The organism is Anaerocaecibacter muris (genome assembly GCF_943192945.1).
GTDB lineage: Bacteria > Bacillota > Clostridia > Christensenellales > Pumilibacteraceae > Anaerocaecibacter > Anaerocaecibacter muris.
Map to the genome: position 1 here is coordinate 1 of NZ_CALPCE010000006.1, position 24,935 is coordinate 24,935.

Annotated in this window: 17 protein-coding genes, 2 tRNA genes and 1 pseudogene; 14 read left to right on the top strand and 6 right to left on the bottom strand. The window is 50.7% G+C overall.

What is annotated here, in order from left to right; genetic code table 11:
- Positions 1–605: leucine-rich repeat domain-containing protein (locus NFR57_RS06400; RefSeq protein WP_251183013.1), on the bottom strand; the 605-nt coding region annotated here is incomplete at its 3' end.
- Positions 605–1,072 carry a hypothetical protein gene (locus tag NFR57_RS06405; protein WP_251183014.1) on the bottom strand — a complete coding sequence of 156 codons (468 nt, stop codon included), beginning with the start codon at positions 1,070–1,072 and terminating at the stop codon, positions 605–607. The genes NFR57_RS06400 and NFR57_RS06405, both read right to left, overlap by 1 nt.
- Positions 1,073–1,232: 160 nt before the next feature.
- On the opposite strand from NFR57_RS06405, the gene NFR57_RS06410 reads away from it, so the two are divergent.
- A complete protein-coding gene (locus NFR57_RS06410) occupies positions 1,233–1,736 on the top strand; it encodes a hypothetical protein (protein WP_251183015.1) in 504 nt (167 codons plus the stop codon).
- A 4-nt stretch (positions 1,737–1,740) separates the two neighbouring features.
- Here NFR57_RS06410 and NFR57_RS06415 read toward each other — a convergent pair whose 3' ends face one another.
- From NFR57_RS06415 to NFR57_RS06425, 3 genes are all read right to left on the bottom strand, one after another.
- Complete coding sequence (locus NFR57_RS06415; RefSeq protein ID WP_251183016.1) at positions 1,741–2,313, bottom strand: DUF5714 domain-containing protein; 573 nt, start codon at positions 2,311–2,313, stop codon at positions 1,741–1,743.
- 59 nt (positions 2,314–2,372) lie between these two features.
- Positions 2,373–2,448, bottom strand: a tRNA-Ala gene (locus NFR57_RS06420).
- 45 nt (positions 2,449–2,493) lie between these two features.
- Positions 2,494–2,568, bottom strand: a tRNA-Val gene (locus NFR57_RS06425).
- 279 nt (positions 2,569–2,847) lie between these two features.
- On the opposite strand from NFR57_RS06425, the gene NFR57_RS06430 reads away from it, so the two are divergent.
- Positions 2,848–4,506, top strand: a complete 1,659-nt coding sequence (locus tag NFR57_RS06430; protein ID WP_251183017.1) for a hypothetical protein — start codon at positions 2,848–2,850, stop codon at positions 4,504–4,506.
- Between the two features lie 377 nt (positions 4,507–4,883).
- Here NFR57_RS06430 and NFR57_RS06435 read toward each other — a convergent pair whose 3' ends face one another.
- On the bottom strand, positions 4,884–5,303 hold the full coding sequence (locus NFR57_RS06435; RefSeq protein ID WP_251183018.1) for a sporulation initiation factor Spo0A C-terminal domain-containing protein: 420 nt from the start codon (positions 5,301–5,303) through the stop codon (positions 4,884–4,886).
- Between the two features lie 457 nt (positions 5,304–5,760).
- Between NFR57_RS06435 and NFR57_RS06440 the strand changes: the two genes are divergently transcribed.
- From NFR57_RS06440 to NFR57_RS06495, 12 genes and pseudogenes are all read left to right on the top strand, one after another.
- Positions 5,761–6,966, top strand: a complete 1,206-nt coding sequence (locus NFR57_RS06440; RefSeq protein ID WP_251183019.1) for a family 43 glycosylhydrolase — start codon at positions 5,761–5,763, stop codon at positions 6,964–6,966.
- Between the two features lie 93 nt (positions 6,967–7,059).
- Complete coding sequence (locus NFR57_RS06445) at positions 7,060–8,238, top strand: family 43 glycosylhydrolase (protein ID WP_251183020.1); 1,179 nt, start codon at positions 7,060–7,062, stop codon at positions 8,236–8,238.
- 206 nt (positions 8,239–8,444) lie between these two features.
- Entirely contained in the window at positions 8,445–9,947 is a 1,503-nt protein-coding gene (locus NFR57_RS06450; RefSeq protein WP_251183021.1) for an ABC transporter substrate-binding protein, read from the top strand.
- A gap of 89 nt (positions 9,948–10,036) precedes the next feature.
- The gene (locus NFR57_RS06455; protein ID WP_251183022.1) at positions 10,037–11,008 is read left to right on the top strand and encodes a carbohydrate ABC transporter permease; all 972 of its coding nucleotides are present in this window, start codon (positions 10,037–10,039) and stop codon (positions 11,006–11,008) included.
- The gene (locus NFR57_RS06460; protein WP_251183023.1) at positions 10,971–11,864 is read left to right on the top strand and encodes a carbohydrate ABC transporter permease; all 894 of its coding nucleotides are present in this window, start codon (positions 10,971–10,973) and stop codon (positions 11,862–11,864) included. The genes NFR57_RS06455 and NFR57_RS06460 overlap by 38 nt, the downstream gene beginning before the upstream one ends.
- Positions 11,865–12,155: 291 nt before the next feature.
- Positions 12,156–12,914, top strand: a pseudogene (locus NFR57_RS06465) (ABC transporter ATP-binding protein); the annotation flags it as partial.
- 649 nt (positions 12,915–13,563) lie between these two features.
- Positions 13,564–17,481: an Ig-like domain-containing protein gene (locus NFR57_RS06470; protein WP_251183024.1), complete on the top strand. Its 3,918-nt coding sequence runs from the start codon at positions 13,564–13,566 to the stop codon at positions 17,479–17,481.
- A gap of 127 nt (positions 17,482–17,608) precedes the next feature.
- Positions 17,609–19,762, top strand: a complete 2,154-nt coding sequence (locus NFR57_RS06475; RefSeq protein ID WP_251183025.1) for an alpha-galactosidase — start codon at positions 17,609–17,611, stop codon at positions 19,760–19,762.
- Between the two features lies 1 nt (position 19,763).
- Positions 19,764–20,735 (top strand): SGNH/GDSL hydrolase family protein, encoded by a 972-nt coding sequence (locus NFR57_RS06480; RefSeq protein ID WP_251183026.1) that lies wholly within the window; start codon positions 19,764–19,766, stop codon positions 20,733–20,735.
- Positions 20,736–20,753: 18 nt separating this feature from the next.
- Positions 20,754–21,560, top strand: coding sequence for a glycoside hydrolase family 43 protein (locus NFR57_RS06485; RefSeq protein WP_251183027.1), 807 nt, complete (start codon positions 20,754–20,756; stop codon positions 21,558–21,560).
- A 123-nt stretch (positions 21,561–21,683) separates the two neighbouring features.
- On the top strand, positions 21,684–22,661 hold the full coding sequence (locus NFR57_RS06490) for a LacI family DNA-binding transcriptional regulator (RefSeq protein ID WP_251183028.1): 978 nt from the start codon (positions 21,684–21,686) through the stop codon (positions 22,659–22,661).
- Positions 22,662–22,851: 190 nt separating this feature from the next.
- Positions 22,852–24,864, top strand: coding sequence for a beta-glucosidase (locus tag NFR57_RS06495; protein WP_251183029.1), 2,013 nt, complete (start codon positions 22,852–22,854; stop codon positions 24,862–24,864).
- Positions 24,865–24,935 lie beyond the last annotated feature (71 nt).

The following is a 24,935-nucleotide window of genomic DNA, read 5'->3' on the forward strand; positions in this document are numbered from 1 at the left end:
CTCGTTAAACTACTGCACTTGTAGAATGCGTAACGTCCAATACTTGTAACGCTGTCAGGTATCGTAATGCTCGTTAAACTACTGCACTTGTAGAATGCGTAACGTCCAATACTTGTAACGCTGTCAGGTATCGTAATGCTCGTTAAGCTACTACACTCGCTAAATGCATCACTTTCGATACTTGTAACACCGTCGGGGATAGTAATGCTCGTTAAGCTACTACACCCGCTAAATGCATCACTTTCGATAATTGTAACACTGTCGGAGATAGTAATGCTCGTTAAGCTACTACACCCGCTGAATGCATCACTTTCGATAATTGTAACATTTTCTCCTATCGTAATGCTTGTTAAACTACTGCACTTGTAGAATGCGTAACTTCCAATAATTGTAACACTGTTGGGAATGGTTACGCTCGTTAAGCCGCTGCACTTGTAGAACGCATAATTTTCGATACTTGTAACGCTGTCGGGAATAGTAAGTTTGCCCGTTATTTCGATGCCGTTAATATAAAGCGTGTAGTTCGATTTGCCGCAACTCATTAAATCATACAGCCCGTCAATCTTACACCAGTTGGCTAAATTGCCATTGTATGTTATATCCATTAAGCTACTGCAATTATCGAATGCATAACTTTCGATAGCGAGTTTTTATAGCTTATTAAAATATGGTTCACGGCAAAAACAACCGCAAAAACAGCGAGCGGAATATTTGCTAAAACGATACCGCTAAACAGAAAAATACACGACGGCAGGATTGAAAGCGACAACGCCTTTAATTTGCCGTTGTTGTTTCGACAGATAGTCCAAAACATTAAATAGACAAGACACAGTGCGCCGTTCACGGACAGATAAACGATAAGCGCATAATCGAACCAAAAACCAAAGTAAGTGTAGGGGATATTGAAAATCATAAAAACAAAGCAACCGTATCTGCCTATCTGTTCGGCAATTATAACAGCTTTGTTATTAAACGCACCCGCCGAATTGTTTTTATGTAAAAAGGCGTAAATTATGTTCGGTATCATTATAATAGCCATTATAATAAGTCCATAATAGTTAAACCAATTCATATAACAATTATATCACAAATAGTTAAATTTTCAAACTTATTTTGTACATATACAAGATTGGTAAGTATTCTAATGAACAAATAGATTTTTGCTTGACAAACGTTTTTGCGCTTGATAATATAATAATTAAATAATCGATAAAACGAATAGGAGAAGAAACATGGATTTAAGTCAAACTCTTTGGCACAGCAAGTCGAACGGGCATAAAAAGTTAATTTTGCTGTTGATATGTCTTATACTACTTATACCGTCCATTGCGGGCGCCATAATTTGCAATTCCAACGGGCATAAAACGCTTACTTTAATTATGATGATAGTTGCGGCTGTGGTTATATTTGCTACCATAGTCGTGCTTGTTGTGGCAAAATTTACCGGACTCAAATGGAGCGTGTCCAACCTGATTTTTGCGGCGGCGAGTGACGGATTTTATTTTACGGGCACAAATAATCAAGATTCATACTTTTTCGCGGAGTGGTCGGAAATCGCAGGTTACTCGATTGCTAATGAAAAAAACGGGATTGCTACCGTAACGTTATATTTTTCTGCGCCCGCCGACTGCGGAATTTTCGGGAGAGTTAATTTTATAAATATGGTAAATATTTCGGGACTCGAAACGCTCAAATCGGTCTTTGAAACTTATAATATCAAAGAGCAGCCCCAATAATATCTTAATTTGCAAAATGGAATGGACACTTATTACCCAAACACTGTTTATTTTTTTGTGAAAATTCGCAAATAATATTATCTATTTCCATTTGTATGTTATATTTTTCTTTTACAAACTTTACCGCATGGGTAAGCGAAAGAAACGCGTTGCGCTTGCAACACCGCGCGCCGCCGAGTTTGCTCATGTCCGCTAATACTGCGGCAGTATATTCCATATTATGTTTATAATATTCGTCGTCGCTTAACGGGCTTGTGCCGTGAATAATGGATAATGCCGCACCGATGGACGCGACGGAGCCGCAAACGCCCCAATACCCGCACATTGCGCCGGGCATTTTAATCGTGCGTTTTGCAAGCTCGTCCAAACAGCGATCGAGATCGATAGACCCGCCCGCATTTTTGAACGCGGTTAAAAACGCTGCGCCGTCAAGAAAATGATGTTCGGGACCGTGAATATTAACAAAGTCGTTTTGCATGATTTTCAACGCGATAGCGACGGGATTCTTTTCGCAATCGCATTTGACGACAGCTTTCTTGATTAAATCGTATTTATCTTCTAACGAATATTCCGACATTTTATCCTCGAATCATTTTATATTAAAACGGAACCTTATAGTTTTATAAGGTTCCGTTTTGGTGGAGATAGTGGGACTCGAACCCATGACCTATGCGTTGCGAACGCATCGCTCTACCAACTGAGCTATATCCCCATAGTGGGTTGTCGGGCTGTTTGGGGGAACGCCGTTGCACCCATTTGGTGGGCAATGGGGGGTTCGAACCCTCGACTTCTACCATGTGAAGGTAGCACTCTCCCGCTGAGTTAATTGCCCGTCGGGTTCGCTTGAAACCCATTGACACTGCGAATAACGACGCTCGTCACCCACAGCGCGTATTTAATTTTATCACGATATTTTATAGTTGTCAAGCAATTTTATGCGGTTGCTCGATTTGCATTTGTTTTATTGCGGCGTATGTTTTTGCTTTTTTATTTCGTTTATTTTAATTTATTTAATATCGAAAACAAAAAAATACAAAAAGCATTTAAATTTATTGACGGCGAGCGTTATAATTAAGTATAATATTAAAAATACATTGAGAGGTTACTGCTAATGAAAAAGACCGTGTCGGTTTTATTGAAATTGGTTTTGATTTTTGTTTTGGGTTTGGCGGCGGTCGCATGCAGTGATGACGATAAAACCGTCGCTCCGCCTGAAATAACGGGCATTTATGCGGAGGGCGTGGAAACGCAGTACGACGGCGCGGCGCACGGCATACAGGTGCTCAATACGCAAAGCGGCGACGTCATTTATTACTCTTTGGACAAGGTAACATGGAGCACGGAGAACATGCAGTTCACTTTGCCTGACGAATACAAAGTTTATTTCAGAGTGGAGAGAAGCGGGTATAAGACTTACGAGGGGAGTGCTGTTGTACTCATTACGAAAGCGGTATTGAGCGGAATAAGCGCCGCCGACGCGACGTTCATTTACGACGGGAACAAACACGGAATAACCGTCAAAGGTACGGAGGTCGGCGACGAAATTACATATTCGAGCGCGGGTGAAAGCGCGGTCGGCGAGTACATAATTTATTACACTGTGTCGCGGGCGTATGGCGAATATAAAGACGAGTGCAAACTTACGATACTGCCGAAAATTCAGGGCGAATACGTCAATTCCGAAAACGGCGGGATAATATTGACCGTGAGGTCGGCTATTATTGACGGTGCGGAACTGAATATGACTTACGGAATTTCCGGCGCGGGCATGATTGGGGAAACGGAATTCAAGGTCGAGGGCAACACCTTGACGCTCGACGGAAAGCAATATGAAAAGTTGGCGGAAAGCGAAAAGATATACAGGCTGAACGTCAACGGTCGTGCGGCGTACTTTAAGGGAAACAAAACGGGCGCGGAAGTGAAAATAGAGTTTAAAGACGGCGGCGCGGAAATATCGAGCTTGGGCAAAATAATAACGACCGAGCCGAACGTAAACTTTGCGGAAGGGTTTGCGCTTGCCGATTATTCGACTTGTAATGTTGTGATGACGATTAGTCAAGATACGGATATAGTTTTAACCGAGCGCGAGGAAAATAACGAGTCGGATAAATACAGCCTTGTTGTGTACGACGGCGAGTATCACGACGTTTGTTCCGACGGCGCGCAACTTTTGTATAATATTCAGGACGAATATACCGACGATACGCCGCATTATAAAGAAGTTGGGAAGTATGTAGTAGAAGCGGTCGTGATTAAGGACGGGTACTTGCCGCAGATTATTTCCGTAACGCTGGAAATAGTCGAAAACATTTACGGCACATATTACAACGCGAAAAATTTGATAGAAATATCAAGCGAAAGGACTTCGGTCAATTACGAACATCAAGAATTGAAATACATTGACGGGCAATGGACGTTGAACGGTCAGTCCGTAAAGATAACCGATAATGGAATAGAAATCGCGGGCGAGATTTACGCCAAACGCGCCGAAGAAAAAATTTTGGCAGTCAAGATAAACGACGATATGACGGTATTGCGTCATGAAAGCATGCAGTTTTTTATAACCGCAGACTATAATGAAGGTGCCGTGACCATCGCCGACGAAAGCGACAATACTTTATTGCATATAGAAATAGACGGCAAGATCGAGAATGTTATTGCGAACGGCGAAATTTTGTTGGAAATAGAGGACGGTATGTATATCGTCGGAACAGGTCAAACGGGTAAAGACGGCATTACTCGGCTGTCGATAGAAGTTATTAAAAAATAGCTGTTTGCATATATTGTTTTATGTCGGTTTAGTTGGATCGAGCACGAAACAGTTTATAAAGAGGGCAAGGGACGAAATGACCTTGCCGATAAACAGTTCGCCGCGAGTGGTGCGCAAGGTGGCGCAAAGCACATCGGGCGAGTAGAAAATGGCATAGGACATTGCGCTGCTAACGGTTTTTCTTGAAATGCCGTAAGTAGCGGCGATGCGGGAATAAATTGTTTGAAGCCTCGAACACTCGTCCTTGGCGCGGATCGCGACGGCTTCCGCAAGGAAAAGAAAGCCTTGTAGGTGAGGCGCACGTCGAGCGCGAACAACATTATTTCCGCAAACTCATATAAGTGATTTGAATAGTGACGGTATGACATAAACAGATATTAGTTTAATGACGCGTCGTCTTTTGTCGCGGCGACATCGGCGGCGACGTCAACGTCAGTGTCGGAGTCGAGCGAAATGTCGACTGGATTTAAATAGTTGTGCTCTATGTAGAGAGCAATGGAAGAAATAATGCCGGAGGGCGACATGGTTTTGTCGGTCAAGCCGAAGTTGACTTTGACGTCCTCGCAATGGGTGTGAATCAAGTAATTGATAGCGCGATTGACGCAGTGGCGAGGAATGTCGTGCTTTTCGGCAACCAAGTCGTACAGGATATGCCAGCGTTTTGGATTGTATAAGAGCTGAAAAGCAACGGCTTCTGAAATGTAAGTAAAGCCGTCGAGGTTGGTGGGAACGGAGCAACGCTGTAAAATAGCTTGAGCGAAGCGCACGATTTTGACGAAGTCATTGGAATCAGTCATAGAAAAAAACTCCCGTAATCATAAGTAAATTTCCCCCTCCGTATATATAGACGTTTTAAGTCATGCGTTTTGGCGATGTTTTTTGAAAATTTTTTAAATTTTTTCGTTTTTATTTTTCCCATACTTTTTGCACAGTGTTTGCGCGGCGCGCGGCATGGCTTTTATAAGCCGTCCGCGCTTTTTTATTGATATTTCGCGTGCCGTCCGTTTGTTCGTTTCGCGTTTTCGAGCGTCAGTTCGTCGCGTGCCGCCGCTTGAATTTGCTTAATCGATTAAGCGCATACTATGCTCGATTGTCTGTTTCGACAGCTTGTGCGGCGGGCGATTGTTTAGCCGAAATTCTTGCAAATTTTCCTAAAATTTTCAAAAAACCTATTGACTTTACCCGTAAAGTATGGTAATATATGCTTACTTTACGGGTAAAGTAAGTTTTTACGGCGTTCGTACAACGGAGGTAATGATGAAGACTGACAAAAAATGCACGCCGAAAAGCGTTGCGGGAATATTGTCGGCGGTAGTCGTTGCGATAGGCGGCTGTCTTGCTTTTTGTGCGTGCGGCGAAAAGCCGAACAGCGGGAAACCCGACGTTCCGCCCGACCCGCCCAAAGTTGCCGTAAACAACGATTATATGAATCCTATTTACCCGTTGCACAACGGGGAGAAAAAGCCGTTATACACCGCCGATCCTTATGCGATAAGGGGCGACGACGGCAAGTTTTACATGTATTGCACGCAGACCGAAACGTACACTGACGACAGCGCGCTTGCGCCGACGTTTAAACGCGGTCCTATATTCGTGTCCGACGATTGCGTCAACTGGACATACAAAGCGGACGTATTCCAAAGCTACACGCCCGACTGGGGCGCGGAGGGCGCGGGGGTATGGGCGCCGACCGTGTTGAAAGTGGGCGACTACTACAATTACTACTATTCTTATTCGGGCGGCAATTACGACAACCCCGAAATAGGCATAGGCGTGGCGCGGTCGCAAACGCCTTACGGACCGTGGACGCATTACGGCAAGCTGTTTAATTCGGGCGAAATAGGCGTTGTCAATTCGATTGACCCGCACGTGCTTTACGACAACGGCAAGCTGTATATGGTGTTCGGTTCTTACGGCGGGCTTATAACGCTTGTGGAGCTGGAAGCCGACGGGCTGTCGCTCAAAGGCGGGCTTGACAATCAGCGCGAGAACAAAGTTGCGCTTGCCGGGTTTGAAACTTACGCGATGGAGAATTACGAGGCTTCCATAATTCTCGAACGCGACGGCAAGTATTATCTTTTTCTTTCGACGGGCACGACGTTGAGCGGGTTAAAATCCACATACCGCGTTGTTGTGGCTACTTCCGACAGCATAACGGGGCCGTACAAGGATTCCAAGGGGCGCGACATGTTCGGACCCAACCGCGGCGACTATGTGGTTGCGCCGTCCATGGCGGGCGCGATGGGCGTCGGGCACATGTGCCTTATAGAGGACGATATAGGAGATATTTGGATGCTTTACCACGGGTACGACACGCAAGCGGACAAAAACAAAGAGTGGCGCGTGCTGTACCTCGACAAGCTGATATGGGGCGAAAACGGTCTGCCCGAAGTGGAGGACAAACATGCGTCCAACCACGAAATCAAACACGGACCGTATATAAACGCGCTCGAACAGTAAGACGGCGGCGGGTCGTTGTGACCGACCTGTTTCACGGCTCAAACGGCAAACGCTTTGCGCTTTGCAACCCTTTACAAGGAGAATTTACACGTTATGAAAAAAGCCGCATGGCTGTTAGCCGCAATGTCCGCAACGTTTGCAATAACGGGTTGCTCGGACGTAAAGCCGGACAACGGAGAAAAACCGATCGAACCTATCGATCCCAATCCGCCCGTCGTCGAGTACGAACAAAAAAATTATACCAACCCGCTTAAAATCCTCAAACAGGACGGAACGGAGTATTTTGTAACGACCGCCGACCCCGACATAATTTTGGGCGACGACGGGTTCTTTTACATGTACCCGACCAACTGCCTGTGCGAAATGGGCGAAAAAGGCATGATGTTCGACCGCGGACCTATTTTTAAAAGCTCGAACATGACGGAGTGGACGTGGTGCGGCAGCGTATTCGACGGACACCCCGACGCGGGCAACTGGGGCGCGAAGGACGCGGGCGTATGGGCGCCGTCCATTGTCAAAATAGGCGACAAGTACAATTATTATTATTCACTGTCGTCGTGGGGCGATCAAAACCCGGGGATCGGCGTGGCTGTCGGCGATTCGCCCAACGGGCCGTGGACGCATTACGGCAAGGTAGTGGATCAAAAGGATTCGGGCGTGCGCAACGGCATAGATCCCAAAGTGCTTATAGACGACGATAAAGTTTATATGGTTTGGGGATCGTTTTTCGGCATTGCCTGCATACAGCTCACCGACGACGGCATAGAACCGTTTTACGCGGGGAGCGAGCTTAAAAATCATTTGACTTATATAATAGCCGACAACACGGGCGGCGGCGGTATGAATATCGACATCAATTACGAGGGGTCGTACATCATCAAGCGCGACGGCTATTATTACTTTTTCGGGTCGCAGGGTACCTGTCTTGACGGCATGAACTCCACTTATAACGTAAAGGTGGGCAAGTCCGAAAGTCTGTTCGGACCGTACCTCGACAGCGCGGGCAAGGAGCTTGCGACAGAGAGTAACGGCGATTTGGTAGTCGGACCGAGCGAAACCGTTGCGGGCACGGGACACAATGCGGTTATTCGGGACTTAAACGGAGATTGGTGGCTTGTGTATCACGGGTTTTACGGCTTGGGCGAAAATTCGGACGAACGCTCGCTGTTTATAGATAAGCTCTTGTGGGACGAAAACACGGGCATGCCATACGTGGAGGGCAAGGTTCCGTCGCTAACCGAAAAGCTCGGACCCAAGGTCTACAAGAAATAACGCCGCGGCGCGGAGTATTACATAAGACCGCGCGCATAGGCAGACGCTAATACTATCGGCTACTTCGTCGCAAAAGGCAATGATAAGCCTATTGTTCCGTTGCGAAAATTGTCGAAAAATCGGCGGTTGGGCGGAAAAACATCTCAAAAATCACCAAAAAATCAATACAAAATCGGTAAACGAATTTCGGAACAGGAGGTAAGTTTATGAAATTCAAAAGAGCGCTTTGTTGCGCAATGGCGGGAGTTCTTTCGGCGGTGGCGATAGGCTGCGGAGGCGGCGGCGACGACGGACGCCGACCCGTCGGGCCGGTGGACGACGGCGACTTGAAATTCGACCCCAACAATCAAATCGTGTACGAAAACGTTCAGCTTAAAATGTGGTCGGTCACTACCGGCGACGACGCGAAAACGCAGGACGACATTATCGCGCGGTTCAACGAAACTTACAACGGCATGATCAAGGTTACTACCGAGCACATCAGCCGTTACGAACTGGAACCGTTGCTGGATACGACCATGCAGTTTGACAGAGGCAGTGCGCCCGACCTGTTCTTTTCGCACGGCAGTCGCGCGGCGGAGTATGTCGAAAAAGACTGGCTGTTGCCCATAGAGCCGTACATGGACAAAGCGTCGCTTGTAATCGACAGGACCGACTATGTCGAATCGTTGCTCGATGCGACGACGGTAGACGGGCATATTTACGGCTTGCCGCAGGACGTTCACTCGGCAATGGTGGTGTACCGCGCCGATATTCTCGAAAAGAACGGACTGGACGTTCCGACTAACTATCAAGAACTTGTGGAAGTGTGCGAATCGGCTATCGACCTTGCAAAAGCGGGCAATTTGTGGGTGCGCGGCGAAAACAGCGCGGGCTACAAGGCTACCGACTGGCGCAAAGCGCCCACGACGGGCTGGGATAATCCGTTCCCCATAGCTTACGGCGATATGTGGGTGCACGAATTTTTGGGCTACACCGCGGCGGCGCAGAACGGCGGACAGTTTGTCGCGTCCGACGGCAAGCCGGGGTGGAACACCAACGAAGTCGCCAACGGATTGCAGGTGCTCAAAGACTTTGTCATGCCGTCCGAAACCTCGGAAAACAAGTACCCGTTGACCAAGGCTTACGGATCGGAATACGACGTGGGCAACACGCCGTTGCGCCGCGGCGACGCGATATTCAAACTGCTCGGACCGTGGGAATATCCCCGCGACCTCGCCGAGTACGAAAGTCTTATGGCGGCGGACGGCGGATCGTCCAACATACAAACCATGTCCATGAGCAACCTGTTTGCCAAGGATTCGTCCAAAGAATACGCGTCCAAGGTAAAAGGCGAGGGGCACGCGTTTATGCTTATGTCCACCGTCACGTCCAGAACCAAACAGTGCGCGGCGATGGTGTTTGCCGACTGGATGGTAAACAATTCGTCGGTCGAGTGGGCGAAACGCGGACACTTGCCGTCGCTCAAATCGGTGGAAAATTCGAGCGAATACCGCAGCGACCCCGCTTACGACGCTTATATCAAAAACTGGGGAAGTTGCGACGACTATATCGTAATCCAACCGACCCAACATTATTCTTACGTCGATATGTACTTTAAGCACTGCGTGCAAAAAGCCATGTCCACGCAGTTCAAAAATTCGTCCGTAAAGAGCATTATGAACGAAGAGTACGAAGACTGCGTCGATTATATCGATTTGTACGCGTAAACCTAAACCGAAACCGACGGGCAGTCGGGACGGGCGCAACCGTTCCCGTCCCGACAAGCCCGCAACGTACTGCGGGAGAGTACGCCGTTATGAAAAAGGTCACTTTGGAAGGCTATGCCTTCAACAGGGAAAAACGGAATAGCAAAATTCGTAAAACGGGATCGCTGTTGTTCTTCTTCGGACCGTACTTCTTTTGCTTTTGTCTGTTTTTTGTTTTTCCGCTTGTTTTGGGCGTTGTCATGTCTATGTCCAAGTTCGACGGAAAATCAATGTTCCCGTCCGAATTCGTGTGGTTTGACAACTTTAAAACCGTGTTCACCAACAGGGTGATGATAAAAGACTTTTGGTCGAGCGTGTGGTATACGATACGGTTCGCGCTTATAATCGTGCCTCTGTGCATACTTATTCCGCTCGGGCTTGCTCTGCTTATAAACATCAAGCCGCCGTGCTACAAGATTTTCAGGGCGTGCATATATCTGCCGGGGATTTTCCCGTTGACGTCCACGGGCTTGATACTGCTACGCATGTTCTCATACCACAACGGGTTTATAAATTCGTTTTTCAATATCTCCGTCGATTGGTTCGGCAATACGGGCACGGCATGGTTTATGGTCGGGCTGTTCTGCATTTGGGGCGGAATAGGCGGCAATTTTATTATCCTGTGCGCGGGGTTGGAAAACGTCGATAAAGGCTTGTACGAGGCTTCGGGCATGGACGGCGCGTCGCGCTGGGAAAAATTCAGGTACGTCACGCTCCCCGCCATCAAGCCGCAACTAATCATGTGCATATTCACGTCGCTGTGCGGGTACATGAATCTCTACGGACAAAATTACATCTTGCTGTCCAACACGCCCGATCAGGACGCAGTTATGACCGCGGTGTTCCGAATACAGAATATGCTGATAGGCGGCAGTAAGCCTTACGGCTACGCGGCGGCTATGGGCATAATTTTAGGCGCGATAATCGCGGCTATCACGGCGGTGCAAATGACCGTCACGAAAGAACGAAAAGGAGGCGATAAACATGTCAGGGCGTTCTTGGATTGGAAAGAATCTCGGTAAAATTATCGCGTTCGTCGTTCTGCTCGCAATCAGTCTGCTGTTTCTGTTGCCGCTTATATACGGCGTGTTCGGGTCGGTGCGCACGTACAACGACCTGTCCGGCAACGCTTCGTCCATATTCCCGACGTCGTTTTCGGCGTTTACATGGGACGGGTACAGAGAGTTATTTTCGCGCACGAAGTACGTAAGCACCAACGCCAACGAGTATTTTCCCATTTGGAACTGGCTGTTCAACTCGCTCATAGTCGCGCTCGGCGGCACGCTGTTGTATTTGATAATAGCGGCGTTCGCGGCATACGCGTTTGTGTTTTTGGACTTTAAGTACAGCAACAAAATATTCTATTTTCTTATCGGCACAATGGTTATACCCGGGATTGTGTCCACCGCGCCGCAGCTTATAAACATGAACATGCTCGGGTTTTACAAATCGCTGGTCGGACTTATCGCCCCGTCGCTCGGCGGCGTGTACGGCGTGTATCTTATACGACAGTTTTTTATAGGCATACCCAAAGACCTCATCGAAAACGCGTCTATGGACGGCGCGAGCAATTTGAGTATATTTTTCAAAGTGGTGTTGCCGCTCGGCAAGTCCGCGCTGTTCGTGCAGGGGCTGTTCGGGTTTATGGGCGCATGGAACGACGTGCAGTGGGCACAACTTATTATAGGCGGCGCGCCGCGCACGACGTGGACGCTCGCTTACGGACTGAAAGTAATTTCGGACAACGCCGAGTCCGCCGAGTCCATGACCTTGGCGTTTGCAAGCGCGGTCATAGCAATGATTCCCATATTTATCGTGTATCTTGTCGCGCAGTCCAAAATAATCGAGGGCGTGGCGAACACGGGCATTAAAAGGTAGCGCGGAGGATTTATGAGAAAAACACAAACAACCGAACCCGAAAACAAAGCGGTAACGCCCGACGCGGCAAGCGTAACGCCGAACGGTACGGAAACGGAAACCGCGCCCGCGGCGGAACAGGAACAAGCGCAAACGCGCGCGGACATACGGGCACAATCCGCGACGGAAACCGCGCAACAAGGCGCGTCCGAAAATAATTCCGCGCCCGCCGACGCAATGTCCGTGGCGGACGCGCGCCGACTGTACAAAGAGAACGGCGGCAAAATAACGGACGAGAGCGTTGGCAGTTTTATCAGCCTGCGCAATATCGACAAGGTTTATCAAAACAACGTTCAGGCGGTGTTCGACTTTAATCTCGAAGTAAACAAGCACGATTTTGTCGCGCTTGTCGGACCGAGCGGGTGCGGCAAGTCCACTACGCTCCGCATGATAGCGGGGCTGGAAGAAATTACGGCGGGCAAGCTGTATATAGACGGCGTGCTGTCCAACTACTTGCCGAGCAAGGACAGGGATATAGCTATGGTGTTTCAAAATTACGCGCTGTATCCGCAACTCAACGTTTACGACAATATCGCGTTCGGGCTTAAAATCCGCAAGACCGACAAAAAGGAAATCGAAAAACGTGTGTTCGAGGCGGCGGACATACTCGATTTGGGACCGTACCTCGACCGCAAGCCCAAACAGCTGTCGGGCGGACAAATGCAACGCGTCGCGCTGGGCAGGGCGATAGTAAGAAAAGCCAAGCTGTTCTTAATGGACGAACCGCTGTCCAACCTCGACGCAAAACTGCGCGTTCAAATGCGCAGCGAAATAGTGCGCATACACGAGGAAGTGGGCGCGACGACCATTTACGTCACGCACGATCAGACCGAAGCCATGACCATGGCTAACAAAATAGTCGTCATGAACAAGGGGTTTGTACAGCAAGCGGGATCGCCGCTCGAAATTTACCGCAATCCCGCGACGCTGTTTGTCGCTACGTTTATAGGCACGCCGCCCATGAACGTGCTCGATTGCGAATACGACAACGGCGTCGTCACGCTCGCCGACGGGCTGACGGTGACTTTGCCCAAAGAGTACAAGCGCGCTCACGACGAGTTTATGAGCGAGCGCAAACGCGAGGTGGCGGAGCTTATCGCCCGCGCGGACGAAGCGAGCCTTGCGGAACTCAAAAATTACGTGTTGCCGCTCGGCGCGTACAAGGGCGAGCAGGACAAAAAAGCGGCGGCGGTCGAAAAGCCGCGCAAGGTCGGATTTTTGGAACGGATCAAAAACAAGTTTGTCAAAAAGAAAAAAACGCCGACAGAGAGCAAGGACGATTATATCGTCAAGCTAAAAGACATGCTTCAAAAGTACGAAGCGGCGCTTGGCGGCAAGCACCCCATGAAGCTGGGCGTGCGCCCCGAAAACATAGTTATAACCGAAAAGAGCGGCAAGGACACCGTAAAGGTCAATTCGGACATCGTCGAAATTTTGGGTTCGGAGTTTATAGTGTACGCGCGCGGCGCGATAGGTTCGCTCGTAATAAAATCGCAGACCGCGATCGAGCCGCACAAGCCGCTCGACGTAAAGTTGGATCTTGCGCATATTCACTTGTTCGACGAAGTGAGCGAGCGCAATATTCTGTATAGCGCGGACGCGCGCGACAACGGTACATCACCGGATGATAAGCAATCCGGCAAATAATAAGGAGGTCAAAATGAGGAAAAAAATCAGAGCCATAGTTTTGGTTCTTACGGCGCTGTTCGTCGCATGTTTTGCGGCGGCGTGCGGGGACAAGGGTGGTGGACAGCAAAAACCGCCCGCAACAAGCGACTACACGGTGTCTATAACGGCAGTCGGCTCTACAACAATCAAAGTGTCCAAAACGGTCACTCTCCGCACCACGGTAGTGGGCACAAGCCAAAAAGACGTTACGTGGTCGTCTCTCAACGAGAATATCGCAACGGTCACAGACCGCGGCGTCGTTACGGGCGTGAGCGCGGGCGAAGCTACGATTAAAGCGACGCTCAATATCGACCCCAACTGCACGGCGACTATCAAGATAACCGTCGAACCCGCCGTCGCGCCGACAAGCATTGCCATATCGGGCGCGGCGCAAGACCTTACGGGCTGGGTGGGCGAAACCGAACAGCTTGCAATCGCGGTCGAGCCTGCGGAAGCGAGCGAAGCCGTCGAGTGGACTTCGTCCGCGACCGACGTTGCGGAAGTGTCCGACAGCGGGCTTGTTACGTTCAAGTCCAAAGGCACAGTCACCGTCACCGCCACGTCCAAAGCCGACGCGACAAAGACGGACAGCGTTACTTATACCGTTCGCAAAGGCGTGTTCATTGCGAGCAAGAGCGCGGAAACTTGGGACATGTCCATGCAGGACTCCGATACCGAGCCGTATATCCAGATTAAAGCGGACAACGCGGACGATTCCAAAGGTTTCCGCCCCGCGTACTTCGCGGGCTTTACGGGCACGCGGTTCTATACCGAAGTTACTTTCACCGCGTGGGAAGAAACCGAACATACTTGGGATTGGCAAGGCTTTGGTCTGGGCACGGGACTTTCGGACAGCGATATGCGCTTCTTTACGTTCTCCCCGCACAGCTCCAAACAAACCTCCAACAACTTTAACAAAGTTATCGTGCGCGACGAACCTATTTCGTGGGGCGCGCTTACCACGCGTTCGCAGACGTGGGGCGGTCGCGGGCTGGACGCTATCAAGCAGGGCGATGCGGTAACAATCGGCATGCTGCGCGACGGCAACGATTACTATTACTTCCTTAACGGCGCGCTGTTCTACTTCGACTACACGTTGAAGTACGACGGCAAGGCGACGTATCCGACGGTCGTCACTTACGACATGCCCGTCAAAGTTACGGACTTCTCGCTCGTGACCGACGAAACGCTGTTGAACGAAAAGCTCGAAAGCGAGGAGTGCTCCAAATCGTTCTGGGCGCGCGACGGCGTTACCTATGTCAACGACGCAAAATTCTCGTTCGATGAAATGGGCTTTGCAAAAGATCGCGAAGTGCGCTCCATAGGCGACAAAGCCATGGTCATGCGCGACTTCTCTATCGAGTTTGAAATGTCCGACATAAACTTCGGCACGGGCGCGCAACGGTTTAAAGGCGTTACGGTCAACCTGTCGCGTTACGACACGGCGGACAGTGTGGAAACGATGGGCTTCGGTCCGTCCAATCAGATAGCGGCTAACGGCACGTCGCCCGTGGGCAGATTCTTTGCGTGGAACTACCCCGAGGGCATGGAGTCCAGCAAACTGCGCGGTTGGAGCGAAACCGCGCCCGTCACGCTCGGCGAGCAAGAAAAACACAAGGTAAGAATTACGCGCACCATAGACGAAGCGACGCAAACTTCGACGTTCCGCCTGTTTATAGACGGCGTGGAACAGCCGTTCGTAATCAACAACGACGGCGGCACGGGCGCGACGGTCAACTATATCGGGTCGTACCTTATTTGGGTAGCGGGCGAGTACACCACCTTTAAGGTGACGAACTTCACGTTCGATTCGGGCGCGGATGCCTCGACCTTCCCCGCGGCAATAACGCTCACGGGCGATAAGGACGAACTGGAAATCGGCGATGTGCTCGGTCTTGTCTGTTCGGGCGCGAACGCGACGTTCGCTTCGAGCGACGACAGCGTCGCTGCGATCGCCGCCGACGGCAAAGTCACCGCCAAAGGCGCGGGCAAAGTCGTTATAACCGCAACCGTCACGGCGGGCGAATACGTCGTCAAGGCGTGCAAAACAATCACGGTTGTCGAGCCTCCCGTCGTTACCATAACCAACACCGAAACCGAGCTGTGGCCGACCGACAGACTGCAAATAAAATACGAACTGTCCAAACCCTCGGCGCATACGTTTGTGTTTAAGTCGTCCGACAATGCGGTTGCTACGGTGTCCGCCGACGGCGTGGTTACGCCCGTATCGGACGGCAACGTCACGATTACCGTTCATGACTCGGTCAACGAAAACGTAAAAGCGCAAATCACGCTCGCCGTGTATACGACGCTTCGCGTTCAGATAACCAATACTCAAACCTATATTGAAACGGGCACGACCTTAAAGGTCACGCACCGCTTCTCGTTCGACCAAGACAGCCATACCGTGTCCTATTCGTCCTCCGACGAAAAGATTGCGACGGTGGGCAACGACGGCGTGATCACGCCCGTAAAAGAGGGCGCGGTTATTATAACCGTCACGTGCAAGGAAGATAACACGGTCACGGCGACCAAACAGTTTAACATTGTTCCGCCGCTGTCCATGGAAATCAAAAACACCGAAACCGAAATGTGGCTCACGGGCAAACTCACGCTCGACACTCAATTCTCTTATCCGTGCGACCACACGATAACTTATTCGTCCTCGGACGAAAAGATTGCGACGGTGAGCAGCGACGGCGTGATTACGGCGGTCGGCGTGGGCACGGTTACAATCACCGCGACGTGCGAAGCGCGCAACCTCACCGACACGATTACGCTTAAAGTCAACGACGTTGTTATCGATCTCTCGCGTGACGACGGACACTGGGATTACACCAACCTCCCCAAGAGCGATGCGAGTATCACCGCCAAAGGCAATGCGGATCAAATCGCGGTATTCAAAAACGTTATAGGTCAAAAATACTATGCCGAAGCGACGTTTAAAATCACCGCCGCGGAAGGCGACGTGTGGACGGGTATATCGTTGCTCAATATAGACGCGACTTCGTCCGTGCGCGGCATGCTTCTATCGGTACAAAACACAACCAACCGTCCTATCGTAATGAAAGAGGGTATACAGGATTGGGGCGACACGACCGACCGTTCGCAGATGTGGAACAGCTCTGCGCTTACAAGCCTTGACAACAATAATATAAAACTCGGTTTGTTGCGCAACGGCAACTGCTTCTACTACTTTGTCAACGACAAATTGACGTGGTACGAGGACGTCGATACCAAATTCGACGGCAAGGATACTTCGCCCGCTATTCGCGTAAACGTTGCGGAAGCGATAGTGACGGCAATGTTTGCCACGGCGGAACAGTCCTATATCGACGATAAGCTCGCCGCCGCGGAAACCAACCGCAAATACTTCGCGCTTTATCCCAACAACGTTGCGATAGACGAAGCCGCGGGCACGATCGAGTTTAAAAACAACAACGGATCTTGGCCGTTCGATAACATCAAGGACAACTCCGCAATTTCCATCGGCGATAAGGCGAAGATCGAAAAGGGCAAAGACACAACCGTCACGTTCGACATCGAGTTCAAGACCATAAACGAAAACGCGCTCGTCGGCATGTACCTTAAATGCTGGAATAATGTCAAGCAGGCGCGGTCGTTCTTGGTTAAGCAAAACGCGTTCGGCATGACGGGTTGGGGTATTGACGGCAATCAGGGTAGCGATATAGCTGTCTTACCCGGCGAGGGCTTTACGTTCCCCGAAGCCTTGACCGTCAATACCAAATACACGGTTAAAGTGGAAAGAACTACTGCCGGTTTTAAAATGACGTTCGGCGAATTCTTTGCCACTTGGGCGTGGGACGAAAGCTATCAGACCAGCGACTACTTTATGTGCTTCGGCGCACAAAACTGCAACGCCGTTATCAGCAATATCACAGTTGCTTAATCGCGTTTAATCAATCAGCCCCCTCCATACGGAAAAATATGGTAGTATAGATTGCTCTGCCGTCGCGCGCGGCGGCAGAGCGGCTATATTACAAATTCCGTATCGCTCTGCTTTTTACAATATTAAAATGATACGATACGACCGAAAACTTAAAATATTCGCGCTAAACGGCAAGAGTTATACTTACATGTTTCGCATTACCGACAAGGGCGTTTTACAGCACCTTTATTTCGGCAAGCGGCTCGGCGTTTTCGACGCGCGGTCGGCAACCGATTTGGGCTTCGAGTGGTCGCATACCTATCTCGATTGCGACAGCGCGGAGCGCAACTATTCGGACAATTACTACAACGATAAATCGCTTGCGGAAGTCGCGTCGCACGGGCTTATGGATAAGTCGGGCGCGGCGTTCGTGATAGAAAAGAACGGTGCGACTGCGACCGAATTTATTTATAAGTCGCACCGAATTTACGACGGCAAACCCAAACTTAAAACCATGCCGTGCGCGCACGCGGACGAGGCGCAGACGTTGGAACTTACGCTCGACGATCGCTTTGGCGGCGCGCGGCTCATACTGTCGTACACGGTTATAAAAAACTCCGACGTGCTGTTGCGCAACTCGCTTGTTCAAAACGTCGGCGCGACCGACATTGTTTTAAAGCGCGCGTACTCGACGGAACTGGACTTGCCCCAAAGCGGCGACGACTTTATTCACTTTTACGGCGATTGGTGCTTGGAACGGTTTTTGGAACGCGCGCCGCTTATCAACGGGCGCGTCGAAATATCGTCCAACTTCGGCAGAAGCTCGCACGAGCACAACCCGTTCGGCATACTGTGCGACAGGCACACGACCGAACGCGCGGGCGAGGCGTTTGCGTTTTCGCTTGTGTACAGCGGCAATTTCACGCTGTCGGCTTACGTGGACAAATGGCGCAGGACGCGCGTGTTGATGGGCATTAACGACGAGGACTTTGATTATTTGTTGCCGCCGCGCGCCGAGTTCGAGGCGCCCGAGGGCGTAACGGTCTATTCGGACGGCGGGCTGGACGGCATATCCCACGCAATGCACGACTTCGTGCGCGACAACATTATCACGTACAAAAACGCAAAGGCGGCGCGCCCTGTGCTGTTCAATTCGTGGGAGGGGTGTTATCTGGACTTCGACACTCAATCCATACTCGAATATATCGACAGCGCGAAAAAGACGGGAGCGGAACTGTTTGTGCTGGACGACGGGTGGTTCGGCAAGCGCGACACCGACCAAGCGTCTTTGGGCGATTGGTATGTGAACGCGCGTAAAATCGATCTGCGCCGTATCATCGACAAGTGCCACGCGCTCGGCATGAAGTTCGGCATATGGTTCGAGCCGGAAATGATAAACCCCGACAGCGATCTTTACAGGCGGCACGCCGATTTCGCTTTGGGCGACAGGGATAAAGAGCGCACGCTGTCGCGGCATCAGCTTGTTATAGACACCTCGCGCGACGACGTTATCGACGTGCTGTTCGACATGATGTCGGGCATACTCGACGAGTACGAAATAGATTACGTCAAGTGGGATCACAACCGCAACATAGGCGAGATTGCGGGCGCGACCGCTTACGGCGAAACGTACCACAAAATTATTCTCGGCACGTACAAACTTCTCGACAGACTGCAAGGCAAATATCCCGATATATTGTTCGAGGGTTGCGCGTCGGGCGGCGGCAGGTTCGATCTGGGCATGCTGTACTACTGCCCGCAGATTTGGACGAGCGACGAAACCGATCCCGTGCAACGCCTGTTTATACAGTACGGCACGTCTTACGGCTATCCGCCGTCGTGCATGGGCGCGCACATTTCCAAAAACAAAATCATGTCGTACACGGACAAAGGGCGTATCGCGCTGTTCGGAACTTACGGCATAGAAATGAATCCTTGCACGCTCGACGACGGGCAAATCGCCGAGGTGCTGGAAATAAACCGAATATACAAAGAGTACCACAACGACGTTATAGCCAACGGCGATTTTTACAGACTGTGTTCGCCGTTCGAGGGCAATTATGCCGCGATGATGAGCGTGTCCAAGGACAAGAGCAAAGCGGTCGTGCTGTTTGCCAATCTGTTAAAAGAAAACAACCGTTACAGGTTTATCAAGCTCGCGGGACTGGACGAGCGCAAGCGGTACAAAAACACGCTCGACGGCAGGGTGTACGACGGCGCGTATTATATGCAGGTCGGCATAAACCTGTCCGTATGGCTGGACGAATTTACGACCTATCTTATTATATTGGAGGAGTGTTGACATGAAAAAAACTTTATCGGCAATGCTGGCTGCGCTGTGCGCGTTTTCTGTGATTACGCTCGCCGCGTGCGGCGGCAAGACGGGCGACAACGGCAAGCCCGACGATCCGCCCGCAGGCACGACGGAAGGCGTGCTCACCGTTTCCGACGTGTTTCAGTATTTCGGATACAGCCCCGTAAAAATCGAAACAAAAATGGACGGTAAACCCGCCGACGGGCTTGATCTGTACTTCGATATAATAGACAAAAGCGTGTGCGAAATTCAAAACGGCTACGTCAACGGGTTAAAGGCGGGATCGACCGAAGTATACGCGCAAACGCTCAACGGGCAAGAGGTCAAGTTCGAGGTCACTATTCACGAGGCGGTCGCGTACAAATACAATCCCGTCGTGCTCACGCGCGAGGAGGACTATAAAAACTATGCGAACAGCGTTAAAAATCCCACGCTGTTCGTGGGCGACAGCTTTTTTGACGAGCGTAATTGCTGGACGACGTTCTACGAGGATTTTAAAGGACAGGGCTGTTTTTCGGTCGGCATTTCGGGATCGCAGACGAGCGATTGGTACATTGCCAAAACTCGGCTTATAACGGCGTTTGCGCCCAAGAATATAGTTATTCATATCGGCACGAACGACATCAACGATACGTCGATAAATCTGACTGTTGACGGGTACTATAAAAAGATTACAACGTTTCTCGACATGGTGCGGGATGAGTTTCCCGATACGCCCGTTTATTACTTCGGCATAGAAAACCGAAACGGCAGCGCCGGCGGCAAAAATCATTACAGCCTTGCCGTCACCGAAAAGATAAAAGCGGAATACCGCACGGACGACGCGCTGTTTACTTACCTCGACTCGCCGTCGGTTTTCAACTCCAACCCCAACAAATACGTAAGCGCCGACAATATTCACCCGTCCGCGGACGGCTACAAAGTATACGTCGAACTGCTTAAACAAAACGTGACTTTTTAACGCGAAAAGTGAGGCAACATGATACGGCTTAAAGATTTAAACGTGCGCGATCCGTTTGTCTATTCGGAAAACGGAACGTATTACTTATATGCGGCGAGCAAAGACGGCGACGGGTTTGTGTGCTACAAAAGCTCGGACATGCGGACTTTTCTCGACCCTGTTACCGTGTTCAAAGCGGGCGACGGGTTTTGGGCTACCAAGGATTTTTGGGCGCCCGAACTGCACGCGTACAACGGTAAATATTACTTATTCGCGTCGCTCAAAAGCGACAAGTCGCCGCGCGGAACGCAGATTTTCGTATCCGACAGACCGGACGGCGAGTTCACGCCGCTCACCGACGCGCCCGTAACGCCGCAGGGCTGGGAGTGCCTCGACGGCACGCTGTACGTGGAAAACGGCGTGCCGTATATAGTGTTTTGCCGCGAGTGGCTGGAAATAACGGACGGCGAAATGTACATCATGCAACTCACGCCCGATCTTAAACGCGCGGCGGGCGAACCGATTAAACTGTTTTCTGCGTCGTCCGCGCCGTGGACGCGTCCGCTCACGGGCAACAGCTACATCACCGACGGACCGTTTATATTAAAGGGCGAGGACGGGTATAAAATGCTGTGGTCGAGCTTTGCCGAAAGCGGTTACGCTATGGGGCTGTGCGAAAGCAAATCGCTGTTCGGACCGTGGACGCATGCCGAAAAGCCTATAAACAAAAACAACGGCGGGCACGGCATGGTGCTGTGCGACGGTGGAAAAAACTATCTTGTTTATCACGCGCCCAACGAGCCTGCGGGCTTGGAACGCGTGCAAATGGACGAGTTCGAGTATTAAAACGTAAAAAATTTTTAAAATGGGGGGGGGGGGGGGTAAATCTGTTGAAAATGTAGTTAAGATATGTTATTATAGTGTAAACCGTATATTATAATACATATCTGCATACTATCGGAGCTAAATATGGCGGACAACGGCGAATCCAAATTTATTACATATCAGGATATAGCGGACGAACTCGGCATTACTAAAATGGCGGTGTCAAAGGCGTTGCGTAACTGCAACGATATTTCGGACGAAACAAAACGCCGCGTTAAGCAAAAAGCGGACGAGCTCGGGTATATCCCCAATATTTTGGCGGTCAACTTTAAAAGCCGCAAGACCAACACCATTGCGGTAGTTTTCAACAGTTTTCACAACCCCTATTTTTCGGTAGCGTGCTACAAGGTTTTTACCGCTATCAAAAAAACGTCGTATCAGAGTCAACTGTTTTTTTGCGACGAGTTTTTAATGAACTTGAACGACGTAAAGTCGCTTATGGTCAATAAGTATTGCGGAATAGTGTCGTTTGTCGAGCCGACCGAGGAAGCGGCGGCGTTCTTGCGCGAAAAGAAAATTCCGTTCGTGCTTGTGGGCATAAACGTCGATATTGACGGCGTGGACTGCGTGTACACCGACGACCGCGCGGGCGGTGAGCTTGTGGGCGAATTCTTTTTGCGCGGCGGGTTTAAAAACGCGCTGTTCGCGTCGGACAGCGTGTCCGAAACGAGCGACAGGCGTATGCGCGGGTTTGCCGAGGCGTTAAGTCGCGCGGGCAAGAGTTTCGACTTTATGCCGTGCGAGGACCCCAAGGAAATGGGACACCTCGCCTGCGAAAAGATAGCCGCGGACGGCATAGATTTTGTTTTCTGTTTTTCCGATTCGTTCGGACTGTTGCTGTTGCTGTACCTCGAAGAACACGGGCTTGCCGATAAAGTGGTTGTGTGCGGGTACGACAATCTGCACAAGTATTATCCGCTTATCAGAAAAATCAAGAGCGTCGAATACGACCTCGACGCGATTGTCAATTATTCGTGCTCCATGCTTATACAAAAAATTCAAGGCGAAATAGATTCGGAAGAAAAAGTCAAAAAGATGTTCGACGTAAAGCTGGTTGACTGACCGAATTTCATTTTATTGTTTTGGTAAGCACCCGCGCCGCGCGTAACGGCGCGGTTTTCGGTTTTAATATGTGGAACTCATAGGCGCGCAAATTACAGAATTTTGGTAGCGCGGCGTGTATTGACTATCGACGGCGCGGCAGGTATAATTATTAAGTATAGTTATACTCAAAACAGCAAAAGGACGGAACATGAAAAAAACGATTAAAGACTTGTCCGCGCGCGAAAAAATGCGCTTGATTTGCGCCGACGGACTGTGGTATACGTATTCTTGCGACGGCAAAATCCCCGTCGTCGCGGTGACTGACGGACCTGTCGGCGTGCGCAAGGAAGTAAAAAACGACAAGGGCGAAATGACGACATTGCCGTCAATCGCGTACCCGTCGGCGCAGTCGCTCGCCAACACGTGGAACGTCGATTGTGCGCGGCTTGTCGGCGAGTGTCTTGCCGACGACTGTTACGAACGGCAGGCGGATATTTTGCTCGGTCCTGCGGCTAACGTAAAACGTCACCCGCTTAACGGGCGCAACTTCGAGTATTTTTCGGAAGACCCGTTGCTCGCGGGCGAAATGGCGCGCAGTTACATAGCGGGCGTGCAGTCGCGCGGCATAGGCGCGTGCCTAAAACATTTTTGTTGCAACAACCTCGAATACAACCGTTTCGAGCAGTCGAGCGAAGTGGACGAGCGCACCTTGCGCGAAATATATTACGTGCCGTTTGAACTGGGTTGTAAAGCCAAGCCCGTGTCCATGATGAGCGCATACAACCGCATTAACGGCAAGTATGCCAGCGAGTACAAAAAGGGCTTCGACGTTTTGCGCGACGAGTTCGGGTTTGACGGCGTCATGTATTCGGACTGGGAAGCTGTGCGCGACAGGGCGACCTCCGCCATAGCGGGTTGCGATATAGAATTCCCGTACAACGGCGACAACTATGAAAAACTGTTAAGCGATTACGACGCGGGCGCAATATCCGACGAACAAATTGACGCTTGCGCGGCGCGCGTCGTCAATCTTGCGTATCGCTGTAAGGACATGCAAAAGGGCAAGGGCGTCAAGCGCACCGTAGACGAGCGTTTGGACGTCGCGCGTCAGGTCGCGGCGGAAAGCATTGTGCTTTTGAAAAACGAGGACGGACTGCTGCCGTTAAAACGCGGCGCGCGGGTCGCGGTGAGCGGGTGCTATGCAAAACCCGAGCGCAAGATGATAGCGGGCGACGGAAGCTCGCACGTCGTTTCGCTGTCCGAAAAGGCGGACTTGGCGGAGCTGTTGAAAGCTCGGCTGGGCGGCGAGGTCAGCTTTGAAACGATGTTCCATTACGACAAGGTTCTCGGTTCCAACAGCGGCGCGGCGTTTGCGGCAAAGCCGAACGTTGGCAAAATTAACGCCGCGATTGCGGACGCGAGCGTTATTTGCGTCGGCACGGGCGCGCCGTTCGAGTACGAATCGTTTGACCGCCCTACAATGAAGCTACCCGTTGCGCAGGAACGCGCTATTCTCGATCTTGCGGCGGTCAATCCCGATACGGTCGTCGCGCTGTTCGCGGGTTCGGCTATAGACGTCAGCGCGTGGGCGGACAAGGTAAAAGCCATTGTGTATGTAGGATTTTGCGGCGAGCGCGGCATTGACGCATTGTGCGACGTGCTGTGCGGCAATATCAATCCCAGCGGCAAGCTGTCCGAAACGTTGCCCGTCGGGTTCGAAGCTACTCCCGTCGCCGACGGATATATCGACTGTGCGGTTACGCGCTATGCGGAGGGTTTGGACGTGGGTTACAGATATTACGACCGCCGTCCGCAGAACATAGCGTTCCCGTTCGGGCACGGGCTGTCGTATTCGAGTTTCGAGTATTCGGGACTGAAAATCGAGGCGAAAGGACTTAACGCGACGGTGCGGTTTTCCGTTAAAAATGCGTCGGGCACGGACGGCAAGGAAGTCGCGCAGTTGTATGTTTCCGAGCTTACGCCCGTAGTGTACCGCCCCGTCAAAGAGCTTAAAGGATTTGTAAAAACGGAAATAAAATCGGGCGAAACGTCAACAATCGAAATCAAGCTCGACAGTCGCGCGTTTTCGTACTACTCGACGGCGGACGACGGTTGGCGCGTAAACGACGGCGCGTTCCGCATACTTATAGGGTCGTCGTCGCGCGATATTCGACTGGAAGCGACTATAATAATTAAAAACGGCGTTATCACCGTTGCGTGACGGAAAGACGTCGGGCAAGGCGACCACCCGCCACCCGCTACGCGATAATAGCAAAAGACAATAAGGACGGC

Coding starts and splice junctions, on each gene's coding strand:
- NFR57_RS06405 (WP_251183014.1), bottom strand. CDS start 1,072: ATGAATTGGTTTAACTATTATGGACTTATTATAATGGCTATTATAATG.
- NFR57_RS06410 (WP_251183015.1), top strand. CDS start 1,233: ATGGATTTAAGTCAAACTCTTTGGCACAGCAAGTCGAACGGGCATAAA.
- NFR57_RS06415 (WP_251183016.1), bottom strand. CDS start 2,313: ATGTCGGAATATTCGTTAGAAGATAAATACGATTTAATCAAGAAAGCT.
- NFR57_RS06430 (WP_251183017.1), top strand. CDS start 2,848: ATGAAAAAGACCGTGTCGGTTTTATTGAAATTGGTTTTGATTTTTGTT.
- NFR57_RS06435 (WP_251183018.1), bottom strand. CDS start 5,303: ATGACTGATTCCAATGACTTCGTCAAAATCGTGCGCTTCGCTCAAGCT.
- NFR57_RS06440 (WP_251183019.1), top strand. CDS start 5,761: ATGATGAAGACTGACAAAAAATGCACGCCGAAAAGCGTTGCGGGAATA.
- NFR57_RS06445 (WP_251183020.1), top strand. CDS start 7,060: ATGAAAAAAGCCGCATGGCTGTTAGCCGCAATGTCCGCAACGTTTGCA.
- NFR57_RS06450 (WP_251183021.1), top strand. CDS start 8,445: ATGAAATTCAAAAGAGCGCTTTGTTGCGCAATGGCGGGAGTTCTTTCG.
- NFR57_RS06455 (WP_251183022.1), top strand. CDS start 10,037: ATGAAAAAGGTCACTTTGGAAGGCTATGCCTTCAACAGGGAAAAACGG.
- NFR57_RS06460 (WP_251183023.1), top strand. CDS start 10,971: ATGTCAGGGCGTTCTTGGATTGGAAAGAATCTCGGTAAAATTATCGCG.
- NFR57_RS06470 (WP_251183024.1), top strand. CDS start 13,564: ATGAGGAAAAAAATCAGAGCCATAGTTTTGGTTCTTACGGCGCTGTTC.
- NFR57_RS06475 (WP_251183025.1), top strand. CDS start 17,609: ATGATACGATACGACCGAAAACTTAAAATATTCGCGCTAAACGGCAAG.
- NFR57_RS06480 (WP_251183026.1), top strand. CDS start 19,764: ATGAAAAAAACTTTATCGGCAATGCTGGCTGCGCTGTGCGCGTTTTCT.
- NFR57_RS06485 (WP_251183027.1), top strand. CDS start 20,754: ATGATACGGCTTAAAGATTTAAACGTGCGCGATCCGTTTGTCTATTCG.
- NFR57_RS06490 (WP_251183028.1), top strand. CDS start 21,684: ATGGCGGACAACGGCGAATCCAAATTTATTACATATCAGGATATAGCG.
- NFR57_RS06495 (WP_251183029.1), top strand. CDS start 22,852: ATGAAAAAAACGATTAAAGACTTGTCCGCGCGCGAAAAAATGCGCTTG.